Genomic DNA, 18,277 nt, shown 5'->3' on the forward strand with positions numbered 1-18,277 from the left:
CATTTATATTGACATTATAAGCGACAATGAGAATCATTATCAATAGTTTTTTAGCAATTTTAGATAGAAGGTGGAGGTAAGTAATGTCCCGTTTACACGTGGAAGACGTTTCTATTGGATATAGAGAAAGGATCATTGTAAAAAATCTATCCATTCAGATACCTGATAAGAAAATAACAACCATCATTGGTTCGAATGGTTGTGGAAAATCAACATTATTAAAAGCGATTACTCGCATCATTCCACATCAATATGGTTCGATACTCCTTGATGGCCAAAGCATTATACAGGAGAATACGAAGGAATTAGCGAAAAAGATGGCTATTCTTCCACAAACCAATGAAGTGACGGCTGGATTAACAGTTGGAGAACTCGTTTCCTATGGACGCTTTCCTTATCAAAAGGGATTTGGCAGGTTAACTAAAAAGGATTTAGAGGTGATAGATTGGGCACTAGAGAGGACAAGGACAATTGATTATAAATATAAAACAGTTGACTCATTATCAGGTGGGCAAAGACAGCGTGTTTGGATAGCGATGGCATTAGCACAAGAAACAGATATTATTTTTCTGGATGAACCCACTACATATTTAGATTTGGCTCATCAACTAGAGGTCCTAGAACTCTTGCAGCAATTAAACCAGGAACAAGGGCGATCAATCATTATGGTTCTTCACGATATTAACCAAGCTGCGCGATTTGCGGACTATATCATTGCATTAAAGGATGGAAAAGTAGTAAAAACCGGTCCCAGTGATGAAGTAATCAATAAGGAAGTACTTAAAGAAGTCTTTCAAATTGATGCTGTGCTTCGTCAGGATCCCATAACAAAAAAACCAATATGTATGACGTATAACTTAATTAAGGGAGAGAAAGAGAATGAAGAAAGTTTCCATACTGGTTCTCATATTGTTCATAGCAATACTTAGTGGGTGTGGCAATACATCTACTGAGGGAAGTAAAGAAGAAAAAGCGAAAGAAAAAACGATAACCTATCAATCTGAAAATGGACCAGTAAAAGTGCCAGCAGATCCGCAGCGTGTTGTAGTTTTATCTTCTTTTGCAGGGAATGTTATGGCATTAGATGTCAATATTGTAGGGGTAGATTCCTGGTCGAAAATGAATCCACGTTTTCAGGATAAATTACAGGATGTAGAAGAAGTTTCTAGTGATGATCTAGAAAAAATAATCGAATTAGAGCCTGATCTAATTATTGGATTATCCAACATAACGAACATTGATAAATTAAAGGAAATAGCTCCTACCGTAACGTTTACATATGGTAAGGTGGATTACTTACAGCAGCATATTGAGATTGGTAAATTATTAAATAGAGAAAAAGAAGCTACAGCATGGGTTGAGGATTTCAAAAAACGCGCAGCAGATTTAGGAGATAAAGTTCGTCAAACAATTGGAGAAGCTACTACGGTTTCTGTTTTAGAAAGCTTCGATAAGCAAATCTATATTTATGGTGATAACTGGGGTCGGGGAACTGAAATTCTGTATCAAGAGATGGAATTAGAAATGCCTGAAAAAGTAAAAGAAACTGCACTTGAACCAGGCTATTATGCTATCTCACAGGAGGTTATTCCTGAGTATGCTGGCGATTACTTGGTAATTAGTAAATTTTCCGATCAAGATAATAGCTATTTAGAGTCTGAATCATTTAAAAATATTCCAGCTGTTAAAACGAATCAAGTTATCGAAGTTGATGCATATGAATTTTACTTTAATGATCCTCTAACACTTGACTATCAATTGGAAACCTTTGAAAAGGCGTTTCTAAAAAACTAGTGTATAGGGGATAACATAAGTTGTCCCTCTCTATTACACTTAAGAGAGAGTATGAGGATTATGAGAAAAAGACATTTATTTTATAAAACGTTGATAATATTGGTTAGCTTTATAGGTGCATTATGTATGTCCTTGGCTCTTGGTGCAGCTGACATTAGCTTGAAATCTATTTGGTTATCCCTTACGACAAATGGTTCATCCGAGACCGCTAATATGTTACATGAGATACGTATTCCACGTGTTATCGGGGCTATGTTTGTTGGTGCAGCTCTATCAGTAGCTGGAGCTATTATGCAAGGATTGACGAGAAATCCACTTGCTGATCCTGGCCTCTTAGGTTTAACTGCAGGGGCAAACCTTGCCTTAGCTATAGGGCTGGCATTTTTTCCTGCATTAAATTACTTTTCTATGATGGTTGCTTGTTTTATTGGTGCAGGTTTAGGTGCTGGGTTAGTATTTGGGATAGGTGCGACGAAGAGAGCTGGATTTTCTCCCTTCCGAATTGTGCTTGCAGGTGCTGCTATAACTGCATTTCTAACCGCTATAGCAGATGCGATTGGCATTTATTTTAAACTTTCTAAAGATATTTCAATGTGGACTGCTGGTGGACTGATTGGAACAACATGGAGCCAACTACAAATTATTGTCCCTATTATTCTAGTAGGGGTTATTGTAGCTACACTTTTTTCACGCCAGCTTACGATACTAAGCTTACACGAGGAAGTAGCAATTGGATTAGGGCAAAATATCATGAAAGTAAAGGTAATTCTTTTCATCTTAATTATTGTATTAACTGGATCAGCGGTCGCCTTAGCGGGAAATATGGTTTTTCTTGGACTAATGATTCCCCATATTGTTCGAGCAATAGTGGGAACAGACTATCGAGTTATTCTACCTATTTCTGCAATAACTGGAGCGGGATTTATGATGCTCGCAGACCTGATGGGTCGTACTATCCATGCACCTTATGAGACCCCAGTCGCAGCTATTGTAGCATTTTTAGGTCTTCCGTTCTTCTTAATCGTCGTACATAAAGGGGGCAAAGCATTCTCATGATTCATCCAACTATCATTAGAAAACAACGGATTATGATTGCGCTGCTTCTGCTTTCCATGATAGTCCTTGCTATCATAGCAATGGGGGTAGGTTATTCCTCTGTGTCCTTTGATAGAATTCTTCCAACTTTTTTTGGTCAAGGGACCTTTAAGGAGCATTTTGTACTGTTTGAGGTTCGATTACCTAGAATTTTAATTACGATTCTAGCAGGGATGGGTCTAGCTATTTCAGGTGCAATTTTACAAGGGATCACAAGGAATGATTTAGCCGACCCAGGGATTATCGGTATTAATGCTGGGGCAGGACTAGCTGTTGCTGTTTGCTTTCTATTTTTACCGTTAGAACCAGGAAATTTCGTTTTTCTTATCCCTATTTTCGGTTTTCTTGGCGCATTTATAACTTCGATTCTGATTTATGTTCTTTCATATAAAAAGGGTAGAGGATTTCAACCAATTCGATTAGTGCTAATTGGGATAGCCTTTTCCATGGCACTATCAGGTGCAATGATTATCATTATTTCTGGTGCCGAACATGCTAAGGTAGATTTTATTGCTCAATGGCTTGCAGGTAATATTTGGGGCACAGATTGGCCATTTATCGTAGCTTTACTGCCATGGGTTATTATCTTGATACCATGGACATTTTTTAAAGCGAATCAGTTGAACTTGCTTTCCCTAAATGAGCCGGTTGCTACTGGAGTTGGAATCTCCATTGAAAAACAACGATTCATATTACTAATAATAGCCATAGCTTTAGCAGCGACAACGGTATCGGTAACAGGTGGAATTGCTTTTATTGGGCTACTGGCTCCTCATATTGCTAAAGCATTAGTTGGCCCACGTGCTCAACTTTATCTTCCTATTACTGCTCTTCTAGGTGGGGTATTACTCCTACTAGCTGACACCATTGGTAGAAATATAATGGATACAATGATTCCAGCAGGCATTATGACTGCGATAATTGGTGCTCCTTATTTTATCTATTTATTGATTAAGAGAGCATAGCATAGATGGACATTGCTTGAAAATGCTATACGTTCATCTATTGTTAGGAAATGGTTCACATGATGTTGAAGCTTGGTGACTTGAAATTCAGGTACATACATGGTGAGATCCATCAAAAAAAGTAAAATAATTGTTATAAGTTTGGAATTCTAGCTCAAAATTTATAACAAAAAATAGCAGATTGAGAAACTACTCCAATCTGCTATTTTACATATACATTACGCTACATTATGAATTTAAATTGCTTCAGTTTGATGTGAATTTAACTCTTCTTTTCGTTTTTTAGCATACTCAGCAGTCGCTGTAAATAAGACATCTGTAGAGGAGTTAAGTGCAGTCTCACAGGAGTCCTGCAATACGCCAATAATGAAGCCTACTGCAACCACTTGCATTGCTACATCATTAGATATACCAAATAAACTACAAGCTAGTGGAATAAGTAATAGCGATCCACCAGCAACCCCAGATGCACCTGCAGCAGATATGGCAGAAAGGACGATAAGAATAACTGCCGTAAATAAGTCTATTTCAATATTAAGTGTGTGTGCAGCGGCTAAAGTAAGAACAGAAATCGTAATCGCTGCACCAGCCATATTAATGGTGCCTCCTAAAGGAATAGAGATAGAGTAAGTGTTTTTATCTAAATTTAATTTTTCACATAATCTCATATTTACGGGAATATTTGCAGCAGAACTACGGGTAAAGAATGCAGTAATACCACTTTCTCTTAAACAAGTAAATACTAGTGGATAAGGATTTCTACGAATATTTGCGTAAACAATTAATGGATTTACAACTAAGGCTACAAAAAGCATACATCCAAGGAGAACTAAAAGTAGCCTTCCATAGTATACTAGAGTTGAAAGTCCACTCGTTACAATAGCATCAAAGACAAGACCCATAATTCCGATTGGTGCTAAATTGATGACCCACTTTACTAATAACGATATCGCATTAGAGAAATTTTCCAACACATTTTTTGTCGTTTCCTTTGCACTCCTTAATGCAATTCCAAGTAAAATTGCCCATGTTAAGATACCGATATAATTTGCGTTCATTAGGGCATTTACTGGATTGTCGACAATATTATAAAGTAGTTTTTCTAAAACCTCTACAATACCACTTGGTGGCGTTAGATCTTCTGCTCCTGTGGTAAGAGATAATGAAACTGGGAAAACAAAGCTTGCAACAACTCCTACAAGACCAGCTAGAAAAGTCCCAATTGCATATAAGAAAATAATGGACTTCATGTTTGTTTTATTTCCCTTTTTATGATTAGAGATGGCATGGATGACTAGGAAAAATACTAAAATTGGTGCAATTGCCTTTAATGCACCTACGAATAAATCACCAAAAATAGAAATCCATTTTGCACCATTAGGTAGTGTTAGAGCTAAAATAATTCCAATTGCTAAACCTAAAAGAATTCGCTTTACAATGCTTATTTGATTCCATTTTCGTAATCCATTTTTCATGTTAATCCCCTCCGTCGATCATATTATTTAAAAACCAAACTACTTAGAAATTATAGTGTGTTAGTTAATCACATCCCTCACTTTCTAATACTATATTTATATAAATAAAAAAACATACTAATCCCTATAAAAGGGACGAGTATGTTTAACCCGTGGTTCCACCCAACTTCCCATACGTAACGACATATGGCTTCAATGCATTAACGTAGCATAACGGTATTAGATACTATATTCCCTAATACAGCTCCAAGGTGGTAAATTATTTTCCTTTGTTTAGGAAGTTCTCAGCTAATCTTCCCTCTCTGTGAAATAAGAAAAATAATTCATGTCCTTTTCATCGCTTTTAACATATAAAAAAACACACTAATCCCTATAAAAGGGACGAGTGTGTTAACCCGTGGTTCCACCCAACTTCCCATATGTAATGACATATGGCTCCAATGCATTAACGCAGCATCACGGTATTAGATACTATATTCCCTAATACAGCTCCAAGGCGGTAAGCTACTTCTTATGTTTAGGAAGATTCCAGCAAATTCTTCCCTCTCTGTAAACTGAAAAAGTAACCCATGTCCTCTTCATTGCCTTTTAAAAAGTTAAATGATTAAGTAAATTATTATTTATGATATATCATCTGGTTCGATATTTCAATAGTATTTCTTGTTATTTTAAAAGATAAAGAGAATGGGGCTACCAACAATGTTATAAACTATTGTTGGTAGCCCCATTATTAGTTATGAAGTAAGAAGCTTATGCCTGGATATTATTCCCTTGCTAGACTTCCTTCATTTCCACCGTCCAACTTTTCAGCAGCTTCACCGCTAACATCAACACGCTTAATGAAGAATACTAAAATCAAAGCAACAATATTCACGATAACCGCAATAAAGAAGGAATACTGGATTCCTGCTAATAATGCTTTATGACCCATTACAGCAACTGACTCTTCGGTTAACGTAGTAGGATCCACCTTAGCCATTAAGCTTTCACCTTTTGAGGTAGCAACATTACTCATGATGGTAACGAAAATGGCTGTACCGATTGAACCAGAAACCTGTTGGGCAGTGTTGTTAACTGCAGTTCCATGCGGGTTTAATCGTGTTGGTAACTGATTTAATCCATTTGTCATAATAGGCATCATTACCATGGACATACCAAACATCCGAAGCGTATATACCGAAATGATATAGGTATAGCTAGAATCAATTTGTAGTTCGGATAGCATATATGTGGAAATAGCTGTAATGGTAAGTCCAATGATACCTAACATCTTTGGTCCAAATTTATCAAATAATTTACCAGTAATCGGTGACATGATACCCATCACAACTGCACCTGGTAACATCATTAATCCAGAATCAAGTGGTGAAATTCCACGTACATCCTGTACATATGCAGGTGTTAAAATCATTCCAGAAAACATTGCCATTGCATTAACAACGGAAATGATAGAAGCTAATGCAAACATAGGATATTTATAAACACGTAAATCTAATAGTGGCTTTTCAATTACTAATTGACGAACAATGAATAAAGCTAGTGCAATTGCACCAACAATTAATGTTGTTAAAACGATAGGATCAGTCCAGCCATCTGAGCTTACAGAACTTACACCGTATAATAAGCCACCGAATCCGATGGTAGATAGAATTACAGATAAATAATCAATGGTTGCATTTTTGAATCTATCCATGACATTTTCAGCTTTCCAAATAGCCAAAATAAGCGAAATAACCGCAAGCGGTAAGATCATTTCGAAAAGAAAACGCCAATCATAATATTGTACAATATAACCAGATAAGGTTGGTCCAATGGCAGGTGCTGTAATCATAACTAATCCAAACACACCCATTGCAGCACCACGTTTTTCACGTGGGAAGCTAACTAGCATAATGTTCATTAATAATGGTCCCATGACAGAAGAACCTGCTGCCTGGATCATACGTCCAATTAATAAGATGGCAAAGTTTGGGGCGATTGCAGACATGGCTGTCCCAATTGTAAAAATCGCCATTGACGTAATAAACAATTGCCTGTTTGTAAAGCGTACAATTAAAAATGCGGATGCCGGAACTAGCACTCCGCTTACCAACATATAACCAGTCGCAAGCCACTGAACGGTTGTATATTCTACCTTTAAGTCAGTCATGATTGTCGGTAGCGCGACGTTTAGTAATGAGTTATTTAAAAAAGATACAAATGCTCCTACAAATAAAACAACTAACATAATATATGGAGGTTTTTTTTGTTCATTTAAAGTTGCATTCATTCCATATCCCCCTCTATAATTTAATATCACCTAAAAGATTTTAAACTATGTGTCTAATAAAATCAATAATTTTATACTTGAAGTATAAACGATTGCTATTTTAGAGGAACAATTTTATACTTTTCCAAAAGGGGTAGTGTATTAGGAGGACTTATGAATAAGCGGAAAAGACATGTAGCTGATGTTGCATTTAAATTATTTGTCGATAAGGGTATTCAACAAACTTCTATTCAGGATATCATTGATCATGCGAAAATATCAAAGGGAACTTTTTATAATTATTTTGCAACGAAGAACGATTGTATTGTAGAAATCCTAGAAGATGTACGTTACGATATGAGCCAATTACGAAAAGAATTAGAGCTCGGGAAAGACAAAGAAGATCGTAAAGTTTTAATTGAACAAATTTCCATTGTTAATCGTTTGAATGAAGAGAGAAATATTAATGAGCTATTTGAGAAAATTTTAAGTTCAAACGATCCTGAATTAAAAAAGTACGTCTTTCAGCATCGAATATATGAAGCAGAATGGATTTCGGAACGAATTGTTGAAGTATACGGTGAACAGATTAGGCCTTTTGCCTTTGAAGCCGCTATTCTGTTCCTTGGAATGCTTTATACCATTCTTCTAGTTATGAGAATTTCTAATTCTACTCGTTCATTGGATGAGGTTGTTAGTGTATTATTTTCCTATATTGAAAAAATTATTCCGCAAATGATGGAAAAGAAATCACAGCTATTAAATTATTCTGCGCTTGATTTTCTACGCTCCAAGATTGAGGATAAAGTAGTTACATTAGAAGAAATCTTGGCGTTGGCAGATGATATTGGAAAACAGGAAGAGTTTACAATCGAACAAAAGGATTTTTTTGATACAATATTAACAGAGCTACAAAGAGATAGAATTCGTAAAAGTGTTGTTCAAGCACTATTGAATCCGTTAAAGGAATCCTTCGAGCAGTCACCCATGAAAACACAAATAGACGCTTTAACCTATATGGTTTGGTATTATATAAAATTGATATAAAAGAAGCTTCCCAGTCTGATAATAGTAGTGATTGGGAAGCTTTTTCTAATATTATGGAATACTTTTGCTTTAACACTAAAACAGATGAATGCCATGTAACCTATTTGTTCTGCTAATTACCTTTTTAATATATAAATAAACAAAACACTAGTATATTAATAGCAATCACCCTTTGAAACCTTTTACCAAAGCATTGCGTATATATAGTATGATTTAATTTCGTTAGGTGGTGGAGAAATGGGTATTTTGAAGCGAGTTCGGACCATTTTGGCTAGTAATATTCATGCAAGAATAAGTGAGGCAGAGGATCCGGAACTAATAGTTAATCAATCATTAAGGGAAATAGAGCGAGATTTAAGAGAAGCGAAGGCGGAATATGGCGCCATTGAAGCAAATTGCAAACGGGTTAAAAGAGAATTAGATCAATGTATTTCTGAGATGGAAAAGATGGAACGCTATGCGGTTAAAGCATTAGAATCCGGTGACGAGGGAAAAGCAAGGCATTTTTTAGAAGAGAAATTAAATTTTAAGTCGCGGTCACAGGAACTAAAAGCACAATATGAGGTAGCGACAGTTCATGTAGAACAAATGAAGCTAGTACAAGAAAAGCTCCGACAGGATTTTAATGGGCTTTCTGAACGTCGGGACATTCTAGTTGGTCGTCTGACAGAAGCTAAGAGCAAGCAGCGGATGAATGAGCTCGGACCATCTCAATCAAACGTTCGTTTAACAGCCTTTGATCAATTAGAGGAAAAGGCAGAACGGGCGCTAGCAGAGGCGGAAGCAATTGAACAACTAAAAAGAGGATTAGATGATGATATAGAAAGAATTTCATCAAAATAAGATAACAGTGTTCATATAAATAAGGAAATAGATGATATGAAAAGGATAAAAAAATAAAATATTGTAAGCAGAAGGAGTGAAATTATGCTCATTCATTATAAATGCCCAAACTGTGGCGATGACATGGCATTTGATAGTGCTTCAGGTAAATTAACGTGTCAGAGTTGTGGAAGAAATGATTCCGTAGAGGACTTTTCTGAAGAATTTATTTCAACCAGATTTTCAGATGATGAAGCAAAAGAATATGTATGTAATAATTGTGGGGCTGCTGTTATAACGGATGCAGATACTTCTGCTACTTCCTGCAGCTTTTGTGGAGCTGCAGTAGTCCTGGCTGACCGCGTATCTGGTAATCTTGCGCCTGATAAAGTGATTCCATTTAAAATTAGCAAGGAGGAAGCCATTCAAGCATTTAAGAAATGGTGTAAAAATGGTAGGCTAACACCAAAAGGCTTTATGTCAGCAGATCGAATAAAAGGAATTACAGGCATATATGTCCCATTCTGGCTTTATGATTTGCATAGTGTCGCTGATGTGACTGCGAAGGCAACGAAGGTTAGCTCCTATACACAAGGAGACTATATCTATACGGAAACAAAATATTATGATGTCCGTCGAAAAATTGATTTAACCTTCAATAAAGTTCCGGTGGATGCTTCCGAGAAAATGAATGATGATTTAATGGATAAATTAGAGCCATATGATTATAGTAGTTTAAAAGACTTTAAAACACCTTATTTAGCGGGATATTTAGCAGAAAAGTATAACTACAATAATAAGGACTTATTCCCACGTGTAAAATCAAAGGTTAGCAGCTACATCGATAAATATATTCACTCTACTATTGGTGGATATTCGTCCGTACAATACATAGAAAAAAATGTAGACACGAATGAGACTAAAGCCCATTATGTTCTTCTGCCTGTATGGATGGTTTATTATGATTATGACAAGCAGGAACACACCTTTGCTATGAATGGGGTTAATGGCAAAGTAGTTGGAAGGCCACCACTAAGCTTTGCGAAAGTATCAGCTTGGTTTGGCGGTATTGCAGCTGTTACCTTTGTTGCAGCAAAATTAATTACCGTTATGGTTGGGGGGGATATCTGGTGAAAAAACGGGTATTATTTTTAACTAGTATTCTTTCTCTTGTATTTATATTTGGATTCCTTACCTCAGCCTTTGCAGAAGAAAATAAACAACGAGTATATGATTATGCTAATCTATTATCAGAGGATGAAATAGCAGAATTAGAGGACCTAGCGCTCAAGCATGGGAAAGAGCATGAAATGGATTTTATCATTGTGACTACACCAGATGCCGATGGGCGAGATATTCAACCATATATAGAGGATTTTTATGATGACATGGCATTCGGCTTTGATAAGCCTCATGGAAATACTGCCATCGTAGCTTTAAATATGGCAAAAAGAGATGTTATGATATTCGGTTTTTATAAAGGTGAAAAATATATCAATGATAAGCGTGCAGATTTAATTAGACAAAAGATTACCCCCTACTTATCAGGTGGAAATTACTATGAGGCGTTTTCCTTGTTCATTGAAACAGGATCTGAATATATGGGTTACATGCCTTTTGTTAACCCAGAAAGTTTTCTATTAAAAACGTGGTTTCATATTTTACTAGCGATAGGGGTAGCTGGGGTAGTAGTCGGTTCTATGGCATATAACTCTGGTGGGAAAGTAACAGTTAATGAAAGAACCTATACAGGTGATTTTAAAGTATTAGAGCGTAAGGATGTTTATTTAACGAAAAGTGTTACAAAACGTAGAAAGCCTCAAAATAATAATCGAAGCGGTGGAGGAGGAGGAATTACCAGTGGGGGACACTCCTACAGCGGGAGTCGAGGAAAATTTTAATAGGTTACACCGAAATGATAGAATGAAAGGAAGTTGCACATGGCTTTTTTCAAAAATCAATTTGCAGATGTTATCGAATGGGATGAGTTTCGTGATGATATGATTTTCTGGAAATGGAGAAATAGTGAAATAAAAAAGGGAAGTCGTTTAATCATTCGCCCTGGTCAGGATGCTATTTTTCTTTACAATGGAAAGATTGAAGGAATCTTCAAGGATGAAGGTGATTACAATATTGAATCCGAAATTATTCCATTTCTATCCACTTTAAAAGGATTTAAGTTTGGATTTAATAGTGGTCTTCGTGTTGAGGTTCTATTCGTTAATACAAAAATCTTTAACGTGAAGTGGGGGACAAAAAATGCGATTAATATCCCTGCTCCACAGTTAAATCTACCTGGAGGGCTACCAATTCGAGCAAATGGAACCTTCGAATTTAAGGTTAATGATTATATTGGGCTAATCGATAATATTGCAGGGATTAAGGATCGCTATTTAGTTGATGATGTGAAGATTCGTATTACCTCTATCCTGGATCAATTACTAATGAAGTGGATAACGAAAGAGGGTAAGGATCTTTTTAATCTACAGGTAAATGCTTTAGAAATATCTAATGGAATTCGTGAAGATTTAGATATGCAAATTCTTGAGATGGGAATGACCATGACGGGATTCAATGTATCAAGCTTTAACTATCCTCAGGAAATCCAGGATATGGTTAAAAAGGCAGCTTCACAAGGAATGATTGGTGATCTATCACGCTACCAGCAGGTTTCCATTACAGATGCGATGGCTTCAGGTAAATTACAGGGTTCTGGTACAGCAACAGATATGGCTGGAATGATGATGGGGATGACGATGGCCGGTGAAGTGATGAAGAATATGAATCAGAGCCTAAATCAAAATAATTCACAAAATCAAAGTCAGCCGATACCATCACAAGGAAATTCAACAAATAACATCCCAAATTTCTGTCCAAATTGTGGTCAGAAGACGCAAGGAGCTAACTTTTGCTCTAATTGTGGTCAGAAGTTGATTTAACATAGTCTTAATCTAATTAAGATATTAAAGGAAAAGTAAATATTAAATTTGACTGGAGTGATTTTATTTGCTCCAGTCTTTTTAATTTTATGTCCATTCTTCAAGAATACCCATGGAACAATAGGAACTGTTTACCGTACTTAGGCATATTATTTATTAATTCTAAAATGTCCTAACTGAAGCTTGCTTTTTCAGAAGGAAGTATGAAGAGTAATAGCTCAAATTCTCTTTGGTAATACCTTAATTTTTAAAAATATGGTAAAAATAGGCCTCTGGCTAATACAACAACCTGCTATGACACATATAGATATATGGAAAATATAATAGGAGGTTAGAAAATGAATAAGGACTTGTTACTCTCTTTTATGGATAAGGTTGTTAAAATTGATAGAGGTGGACCTGAATCACGTGTCGGTAAAGTGTTAGCAGTAGAAGACGATTATTTAGCGGTGTTAACCGAAAATGATGGTGTCATTTACTATAATACACAGCATATAAAAAGCTTAACAAGCAATGCTAAGCAGGGATTTTGCTTTGAACTAGAAGTTCCAGAGGATTTTGAATACCTCTGTGCAAATAAGTTTCATGAAATTTTGAACAACTTAAAACACCGTTGGATACAGATAAACCGTGGAGGTCCTGAAAAGCTAGAAGGTGTACTAGAAGAAGTTTCCGATCACTATATTGTTGTAGTTTCCGGAGAAGAAGTTGTACGTGTATCTACTTTCCATCTTCGCAATATAAGCTATGGTGCAAAAGTTGAAAAGCAAAATGCAAATGAAGAACAAAACCAAAATCAAAATCAAAACCAAAATCAAAATGCTCAGAAAAACAATAAGAGTAAACGAAGCAATAATTCACAAAAGACGCAAGAAAAACAAGCAGATAGGAAAGAAGAAAAACAACCAGAAAAGGCAGAAGAAAAAACCGAGTAGTATTTATTGTATAGTTATTGTTGTTTGCTTTAGGGGAAAAGGGGGATTCTATATGACTTACTCTACTCTAGGTAAAGTCCTTCATAGTTTAAAAGGAACCAATATTGGATTGTTTCTTAAGAATGATAATTATATAGAAGGTGTTTTACTAGATGTTAATGAGGATTATCTAATTATAGCTATTTTAGATAAAATCCATTATTTAACCATCAATCATATAATAGCACTTTCTAAAAACTCTAGGGACTATGATTTAAAAGGTGATCGGTCAACATATTTGCATGCATGGTCCTTAGATAGCGTTTTGGAGGCACTAAAATATAGCTGGGTAACCATCAATATTTTATCTGGAAAGGGTACCTCAGGAGTATTAACAGATATCCTCAGTAATTATATTGTTTTGGTAAATAATGGTAAACAGTTATATTTTCAAAAATCCTGTATTTCCGACATTTATGAAGGTGAACATCCTGAAATGAAGCAGGATGTTCATGCAGAAAAAGCCGAAGAGGATCCCCCTTCAGATTCCCCAAATGAATTACTAGATAAAGCTCCCACAAGGGAACAAGCTGATAATCTTAGGTCTACTTCCCATACTTCTATCATAGAGGAAGAAACAGAGAAAGAAGAAATTGAGCAAACGTCTACCATGGAGGAAGAAACAGAACAAGCAGAAATGAATGATCGAACTTCTGTCATAGAAGAAGAAGCGGAAGAAGACGAAATGGATGACCGATCCTCTGTCATAGAAGAAGAAACGGAAGAATTCGAAGTGAATGACCAAGCCTCTATCATAGAGAAAGGTACAGAAGAAGCAGAAGTAAATAAGCATGCACCTAAGAAAGAAACGGAAGAAGTAGAAATAAATGAACAATCACCTGTCAAAGAGGAAAAAATAGAAGGAGAAGGGCATCAATCTGTTATAGAAGATATAGTAGATATTGACGTAGAAGTCCAAGCCCCCGTTAAAAAGAAAGCACTGAAAAGAACTAAAGCGAAGAATCAAGTATCAATTACAGAGGAGGACTCTGAAGTAATAGATCAAGTACTATATAATGAAGGAGCTAACGAGGAGATCCGTTTTACGGAAGCTGCAATGGGAACAGATTTGCAAATGCCAGAAATAAAAATGCAAAAACAGAATAAAAAAGAATGGAAAAAAAACAGCTTCCAATCTTATAGAATGGTTCACATAAATAAGAGAAATAAAGAAAAAATGGAGAAACCAAGATTCAAGCTACAAAAGAGCAATAATCCTAAAGAGTTAAGGGCGAGTATGAATATTACTGAGGTAAAATCATTTCATAATATGCAAAAAAATATCCATTCTTCATCTGAAGAACCTGAGCAGCTCGATAAGGAAACTCAACGTCCTTTATCATCTGAAATGAAAGAAGTATTAAAAGCACAGTATCATGCATTAATTAGACATGCTGAAAAAATGCTTCAAAAATTAAATAAAGAAGATATATAAAAGTGGTGAACAGTTTTACTTCTATCAAAATCCTTTATCCTTTATTTTTTATTGCTTTTTACTAGAAATCCACATAAAACATCTCCAGAATTATTACATTTTTACGATAAACCCATGGACACTTCAATTTTGGTGCAAATAGAGTACTTATTACATTTTACTGTAAAGAGCTTCACCTAATTATAAGTATGTAGAAATAATAATCAGGATTAGTATTTTAAGACATAAAATTCCTTGCAATTGCAATAATGATCTAGAAGTTCTATGAAATTAAATTTTTAAAGAAAATGAAAATATGGTAGGTAAGAGATTTGTGGAGTGAGTACATTTCTACTAGGATTAACTCGTTTCAATAAACCTTTACAGTAGACGTAGGTGATAGAGCTTTTTTTGATTGGGGGTGAAAGTATGAAAACAATATTACAAGGACTGTTGAACGAACCATGTGTAGTAGAGATTTCTGGTAAAAAGCTAGTTAATGGAAAAATTATTGATATTGGGACTGATACATTGGTTTTGTTCAACGGAAATGACTATGTATACATTCCGATTGTTCATATCCAAAATATTAGAGCAGTAGAAGATAGTTCGAATGAAATCTCCTATCCTTTAAATTCAACAGATTTAACTAGTATTCTATCTTTAGAAGAAACAGACTGGTCTTTACGTAAGGTTCTTACAGAAGCAAAAGGTATATTTGTAGAAATCTATGTGACCGCAAATCAACCATTACATGGATATATAACAAGTATAATGAATAATTACTTTGTTTTCCATTCACCGATATATAAAACGATGTATATAACATTAAATCATCTTAAATGGTTGATTCCATATTCTCAAGATCAACGACCATATGGATTAGATATGCATAATTTCCCCGTTCAGCCAACAAACCCTAAGCTTGCTAGAACCTTTGAGGTTCAAATTGAAAAGTTTTTAGATGATGTTGTCGTTTTAAATATTGGAGAAAAGAATTATCATATTGGAAGAATAATTGAAATTTCAGGACCGATAGTAAAAATTCAAAGTGCACGATCAAAACCATTGTTTATCAATATGCATCATATAAAAACATTGCATCAAGTTTAAGTAGATTTGTGACTATCTAATTGTAGAGAAAGAAGCTTACTTCTGTCTCTACATATTTTTTGCTTTTTTGTTAGTATTATTTTGCTAGGAAAAATCTCTTTATTAGATTAATGTCGACCAAATACTTCCTTAATTGGCCCTGAAACAAATACTGTTAAGGCAGTTTTTATTTAGATATAGACGTTGTATCTAAAATAAATGAATGTGTTTTAGTGGGATTCTGCCTTAAAGTGCTTAAAGCCAGACTCTGTTAAATAACATAAATGAAGCCTTTCGTAATGGATGAAAGGCTTTTTGAAATGGTCTTTTCAACACACACTACATAATTCAATCCTAATAAATCTTGAAACTGTAGTATATCAAAAGAAATGATACATCAGAAAAAAGGAGCACGATATATAGAGGACGTCCAGTTGTATATCCCTTCTTAAAAAGCATGAAGCGTTAAATTAATAATTGTGCTAGTCGATCACTTCAAACCACACATTTGTTTTATCAGTTGGATCACCATTATAGTTAACGGTGATTTCTTCTCCTTTTCTTATTTTCCTCAATGAATAAAAGTCAATGGCATTTTCACTTAGATTAACAATAAATTTTGCGTTAGGTGTATAAGAATGATTATACAAAGACCCGTACCCTAATGCGATAGCGGGGTTTTTCCTCTCTTTCCCCCAATTAAAGAAGTAGTCACTTAGCATTGTCTTCTTAATGTATTTCCGTTCAGACTTTGGTAAAGCAATGACAGGTGCAGATTCTATCAGATCTCCTTCTTCAAAATCGCACAATGCAAAAACACCTCTTCCATATTTTCCTGTATCTTGGACGGAAATCTTTTGCAATAATATTCCTCCTCTCGCGTGTCCATACCAAGTCGTATAGTTAATCAAGTTCGCTAAAATGTTGCTTTAAATAATTACTTCTATCTAGAATAAATTGACAGATGATTTCTGGTTCATTTTTGAATTTATCTATTTTTCTTTTTTTATAGGGATCATTCATTACATGGGGGAGAAGTTGTTGATATAAGGCGGTGATTTTGTTCTCCATATAGTCCACAGTAAATTTTGTTTCAAGCACTTCTTCCAATCTCTCTTTATATTGCTTTCTAAATTCTTGAACTTGCAAGATACGATAGCAGAGGTAGTTCCCTTTTTTTCCTTGAATTGGTACGTAGTCACAATTCATTATTCCCCCATCTACTTTTCTTCCCCATGTAGCATCATAATCCCAAGGAATTACCTCATAGAGTCCAGTATGTGTGTTTTGATAAAGTGCGTAGTTATGTGTAAACCCATCATTATTCATAGTACATACCGCACCAATCATCCAATGAATGTATTTATTGATGTTCACAAAACCCGGAATAGTCTTAGAAAACTCCATGTCAGAAGTAGTATTGATAATATCAATTAGATTCCTAAGTGCTTCATCATCTTCTTTGTTTCCGATTTTTTGTCTATAACCGGAAATCCTGGATCTCTTTTTACGACCATCTCTGGTATAAGAGAAGTTGGCATTATTATTAACTGCATAATAAATGGGACCTATTGGGAGATCCCGATTTGTTAGAAATAAGTCATCCACAGATTCTAATACTAAATAAACACCTTTAGGAACATCATTTCTAATTAAGTTGACGTGGTAGCTTTTAGGTGATAAGACGCCAAGGTCATAAAAAAAATCTAGAGAAAGCTTATTTCGAAAAAGAGAGGGGTCTCTATATTCAGCATTTAAATGGATTTCCCTTCCTCCATTAAACATATCAGGCTCAATAAATTCTATGAAATAAGATCTCTTACGAAAAGGTCTTGTATAAGATCCTCTATACGAAATATCAATATCGTAGATGGATTTATCGATAATCAAGTTTGCCGGTAAAGGTAAGTCGTTCCAAATATCACTCCTTAACTCTTCCAAATCCTCTTCCTTCATATTAATATAAAAATTTGGTATTTGGATCTCCACAATAACATCACCTCTTCATTAAAAAATTATAGGAAAGAGGAGTTATAGTACCCCTCCAATCCTAATTAATGTTTAGATATTAACTAGTGCTGTTTCTTCGACGTTTCCTTCTACTGCTATAGCTTGATGTACTAGATGTTGATGTTTTTGTGGTGGTAGAACCTGTGGATGAGGTACCAGTACTACTACTACCAGATCCACCTTTTCCTTTTCCTTTTCCTTTTCCGCCGGAAGAGCTTGTGCTAGTCGTACCAGTAGTGGAGGTAGAAGACTTGGACTTACTAGTGCTTGAAGAAGAGGAATGGGTGCTGCTACTACTAGATCCACCTTTGCCTTTTCCTTTACCACCAGAAGAGCTTGTGCTAGTCGTACCAGTAGTGGAGGTAGAAGACTTGGACTTACTAGTGCTTGAAGAAGAGGAAA

17 protein-coding genes and 2 other annotated features are annotated in these 18,277 nt (G+C 35.4%); of the genes, 13 read left to right on the forward strand and 4 right to left on the reverse strand.

Translation table 11 applies throughout. The features are described 5' to 3' along the window. The first annotated feature begins 83 nt into the window (after positions 1-83). From HNR27_RS08960 to HNR27_RS08975, 4 genes are read left to right on the forward strand one after another with little or no spacing between them, the layout of a single operon-like run. On the forward strand, positions 84-929 hold the full coding sequence (locus tag HNR27_RS08960; RefSeq protein ID WP_429339527.1) for an ABC transporter ATP-binding protein: 846 nt from the start codon (positions 84-86) through the stop codon (positions 927-929). Then, the gene (locus HNR27_RS08965; RefSeq protein ID WP_429339528.1) at positions 880-1,794 is read left to right on the forward strand and encodes an iron-hydroxamate ABC transporter substrate-binding protein; all 915 of its coding nucleotides are present in this window, start codon (positions 880-882) and stop codon (positions 1,792-1,794) included. Before HNR27_RS08960 ends, HNR27_RS08965 begins: the two co-directional genes overlap by 50 nt. Positions 1,795-1,845: 51 nt before the next feature. Beyond that, positions 1,846-2,850: a FecCD family ABC transporter permease gene (locus tag HNR27_RS08970; RefSeq protein WP_429339529.1), complete on the forward strand. Its 1,005-nt coding sequence runs from the start codon at positions 1,846-1,848 to the stop codon at positions 2,848-2,850. Further along, positions 2,847-3,854 carry a FecCD family ABC transporter permease gene (locus HNR27_RS08975; protein WP_429339530.1) on the forward strand — a complete coding sequence of 336 codons (1,008 nt, stop codon included), beginning with the start codon at positions 2,847-2,849 and terminating at the stop codon, positions 3,852-3,854. The genes HNR27_RS08970 and HNR27_RS08975 overlap by 4 nt, the downstream gene beginning before the upstream one ends. Before the next feature lie 236 nt (positions 3,855-4,090). Here the strand turns inward: HNR27_RS08975 and sstT are convergent, their stop codons facing one another. Then, entirely contained in the window at positions 4,091-5,329 is a 1,239-nt protein-coding gene (sstT, locus tag HNR27_RS08980) for a serine/threonine transporter SstT (protein ID WP_429339531.1), read from the reverse strand. Between the two features lie 128 nt (positions 5,330-5,457). After that, positions 5,458-5,676: a binding site (T-box leader), on the reverse strand. Between the two features lie 27 nt (positions 5,677-5,703). Continuing rightward, positions 5,704-5,920, reverse strand: a binding site (T-box leader). Positions 5,921-6,092: 172 nt separating this feature from the next. Then, positions 6,093-7,598 carry a DHA2 family efflux MFS transporter permease subunit gene (locus tag HNR27_RS08985; protein WP_429339532.1) on the reverse strand — a complete coding sequence of 502 codons (1,506 nt, stop codon included), beginning with the start codon at positions 7,596-7,598 and terminating at the stop codon, positions 6,093-6,095. Between the two features lie 153 nt (positions 7,599-7,751). Here HNR27_RS08985 and HNR27_RS08990 point away from each other — a divergent pair, with 153 nt between their 5' ends. The 8 genes from HNR27_RS08990 (at position 7,752) to HNR27_RS09025 (ending at position 15,886) form a co-directional block, all read left to right on the forward strand. Next, entirely contained in the window at positions 7,752-8,624 is an 873-nt protein-coding gene (locus HNR27_RS08990) for a TetR/AcrR family transcriptional regulator (RefSeq protein ID WP_429339533.1), read from the forward strand. A gap of 237 nt (positions 8,625-8,861) precedes the next feature. After that, complete coding sequence (locus HNR27_RS08995; protein ID WP_429339534.1) at positions 8,862-9,467, forward strand: PspA/IM30 family protein; 606 nt, start codon at positions 8,862-8,864, stop codon at positions 9,465-9,467. 84 nt (positions 9,468-9,551) lie between these two features. After that, positions 9,552-10,580: a TFIIB-type zinc ribbon-containing protein gene (locus tag HNR27_RS09000; protein WP_429339535.1), complete on the forward strand. Its 1,029-nt coding sequence runs from the start codon at positions 9,552-9,554 to the stop codon at positions 10,578-10,580. Beyond that, positions 10,577-11,347, forward strand: a complete 771-nt coding sequence (locus HNR27_RS09005) for a TPM domain-containing protein (RefSeq protein WP_429339536.1) — start codon at positions 10,577-10,579, stop codon at positions 11,345-11,347. Before HNR27_RS09000 ends, HNR27_RS09005 begins: the two co-directional genes overlap by 4 nt. A gap of 39 nt (positions 11,348-11,386) precedes the next feature. After that, a complete protein-coding gene (locus tag HNR27_RS09010) occupies positions 11,387-12,385 on the forward strand; it encodes an SPFH domain-containing protein (protein WP_429339537.1) in 999 nt (332 codons plus the stop codon). A 338-nt stretch (positions 12,386-12,723) separates the two neighbouring features. Then, positions 12,724-13,320, forward strand: coding sequence for a hypothetical protein (locus HNR27_RS09015; RefSeq protein WP_429339538.1), 597 nt, complete (start codon positions 12,724-12,726; stop codon positions 13,318-13,320). A 52-nt stretch (positions 13,321-13,372) separates the two neighbouring features. Further along, the gene (locus tag HNR27_RS09020) at positions 13,373-14,794 is read left to right on the forward strand and encodes a hypothetical protein (RefSeq protein WP_429339539.1); all 1,422 of its coding nucleotides are present in this window, start codon (positions 13,373-13,375) and stop codon (positions 14,792-14,794) included. Between the two features lie 408 nt (positions 14,795-15,202). After that, a complete protein-coding gene (locus HNR27_RS09025) occupies positions 15,203-15,886 on the forward strand; it encodes a DUF2642 domain-containing protein (RefSeq protein WP_212921539.1) in 684 nt (227 codons plus the stop codon). A gap of 461 nt (positions 15,887-16,347) precedes the next feature. On the opposite strand, the gene HNR27_RS09030 is transcribed toward HNR27_RS09025, so the two are convergent. Both HNR27_RS09030 and HNR27_RS09035 read right to left on the reverse strand, forming a co-directional pair. Continuing rightward, positions 16,348-16,728, reverse strand: a complete 381-nt coding sequence (locus HNR27_RS09030) for an SET domain-containing protein (RefSeq protein WP_429339540.1) — start codon at positions 16,726-16,728, stop codon at positions 16,348-16,350. 40 nt (positions 16,729-16,768) lie between these two features. After that, positions 16,769-17,821 (reverse strand): CotH kinase family protein, encoded by a 1,053-nt coding sequence (locus HNR27_RS09035; RefSeq protein ID WP_429339541.1) that lies wholly within the window; start codon positions 17,819-17,821, stop codon positions 16,769-16,771. A 197-nt stretch (positions 17,822-18,018) separates the two neighbouring features. On the opposite strand from HNR27_RS09035, the gene HNR27_RS09040 reads away from it, so the two are divergent. Then, positions 18,019-18,277 (forward strand): hypothetical protein (locus tag HNR27_RS09040; RefSeq protein WP_429339542.1); only part of this gene is annotated, 259 nt, incomplete at its 3' end.

The sequence above is a fragment of the Ornithinibacillus bavariensis genome (assembly GCF_050433565.1).
In the GTDB taxonomy this organism is placed as follows: Bacteria; Bacillota; Bacilli; order Bacillales; family Amphibacillaceae; genus Ornithinibacillus; species Ornithinibacillus bavariensis.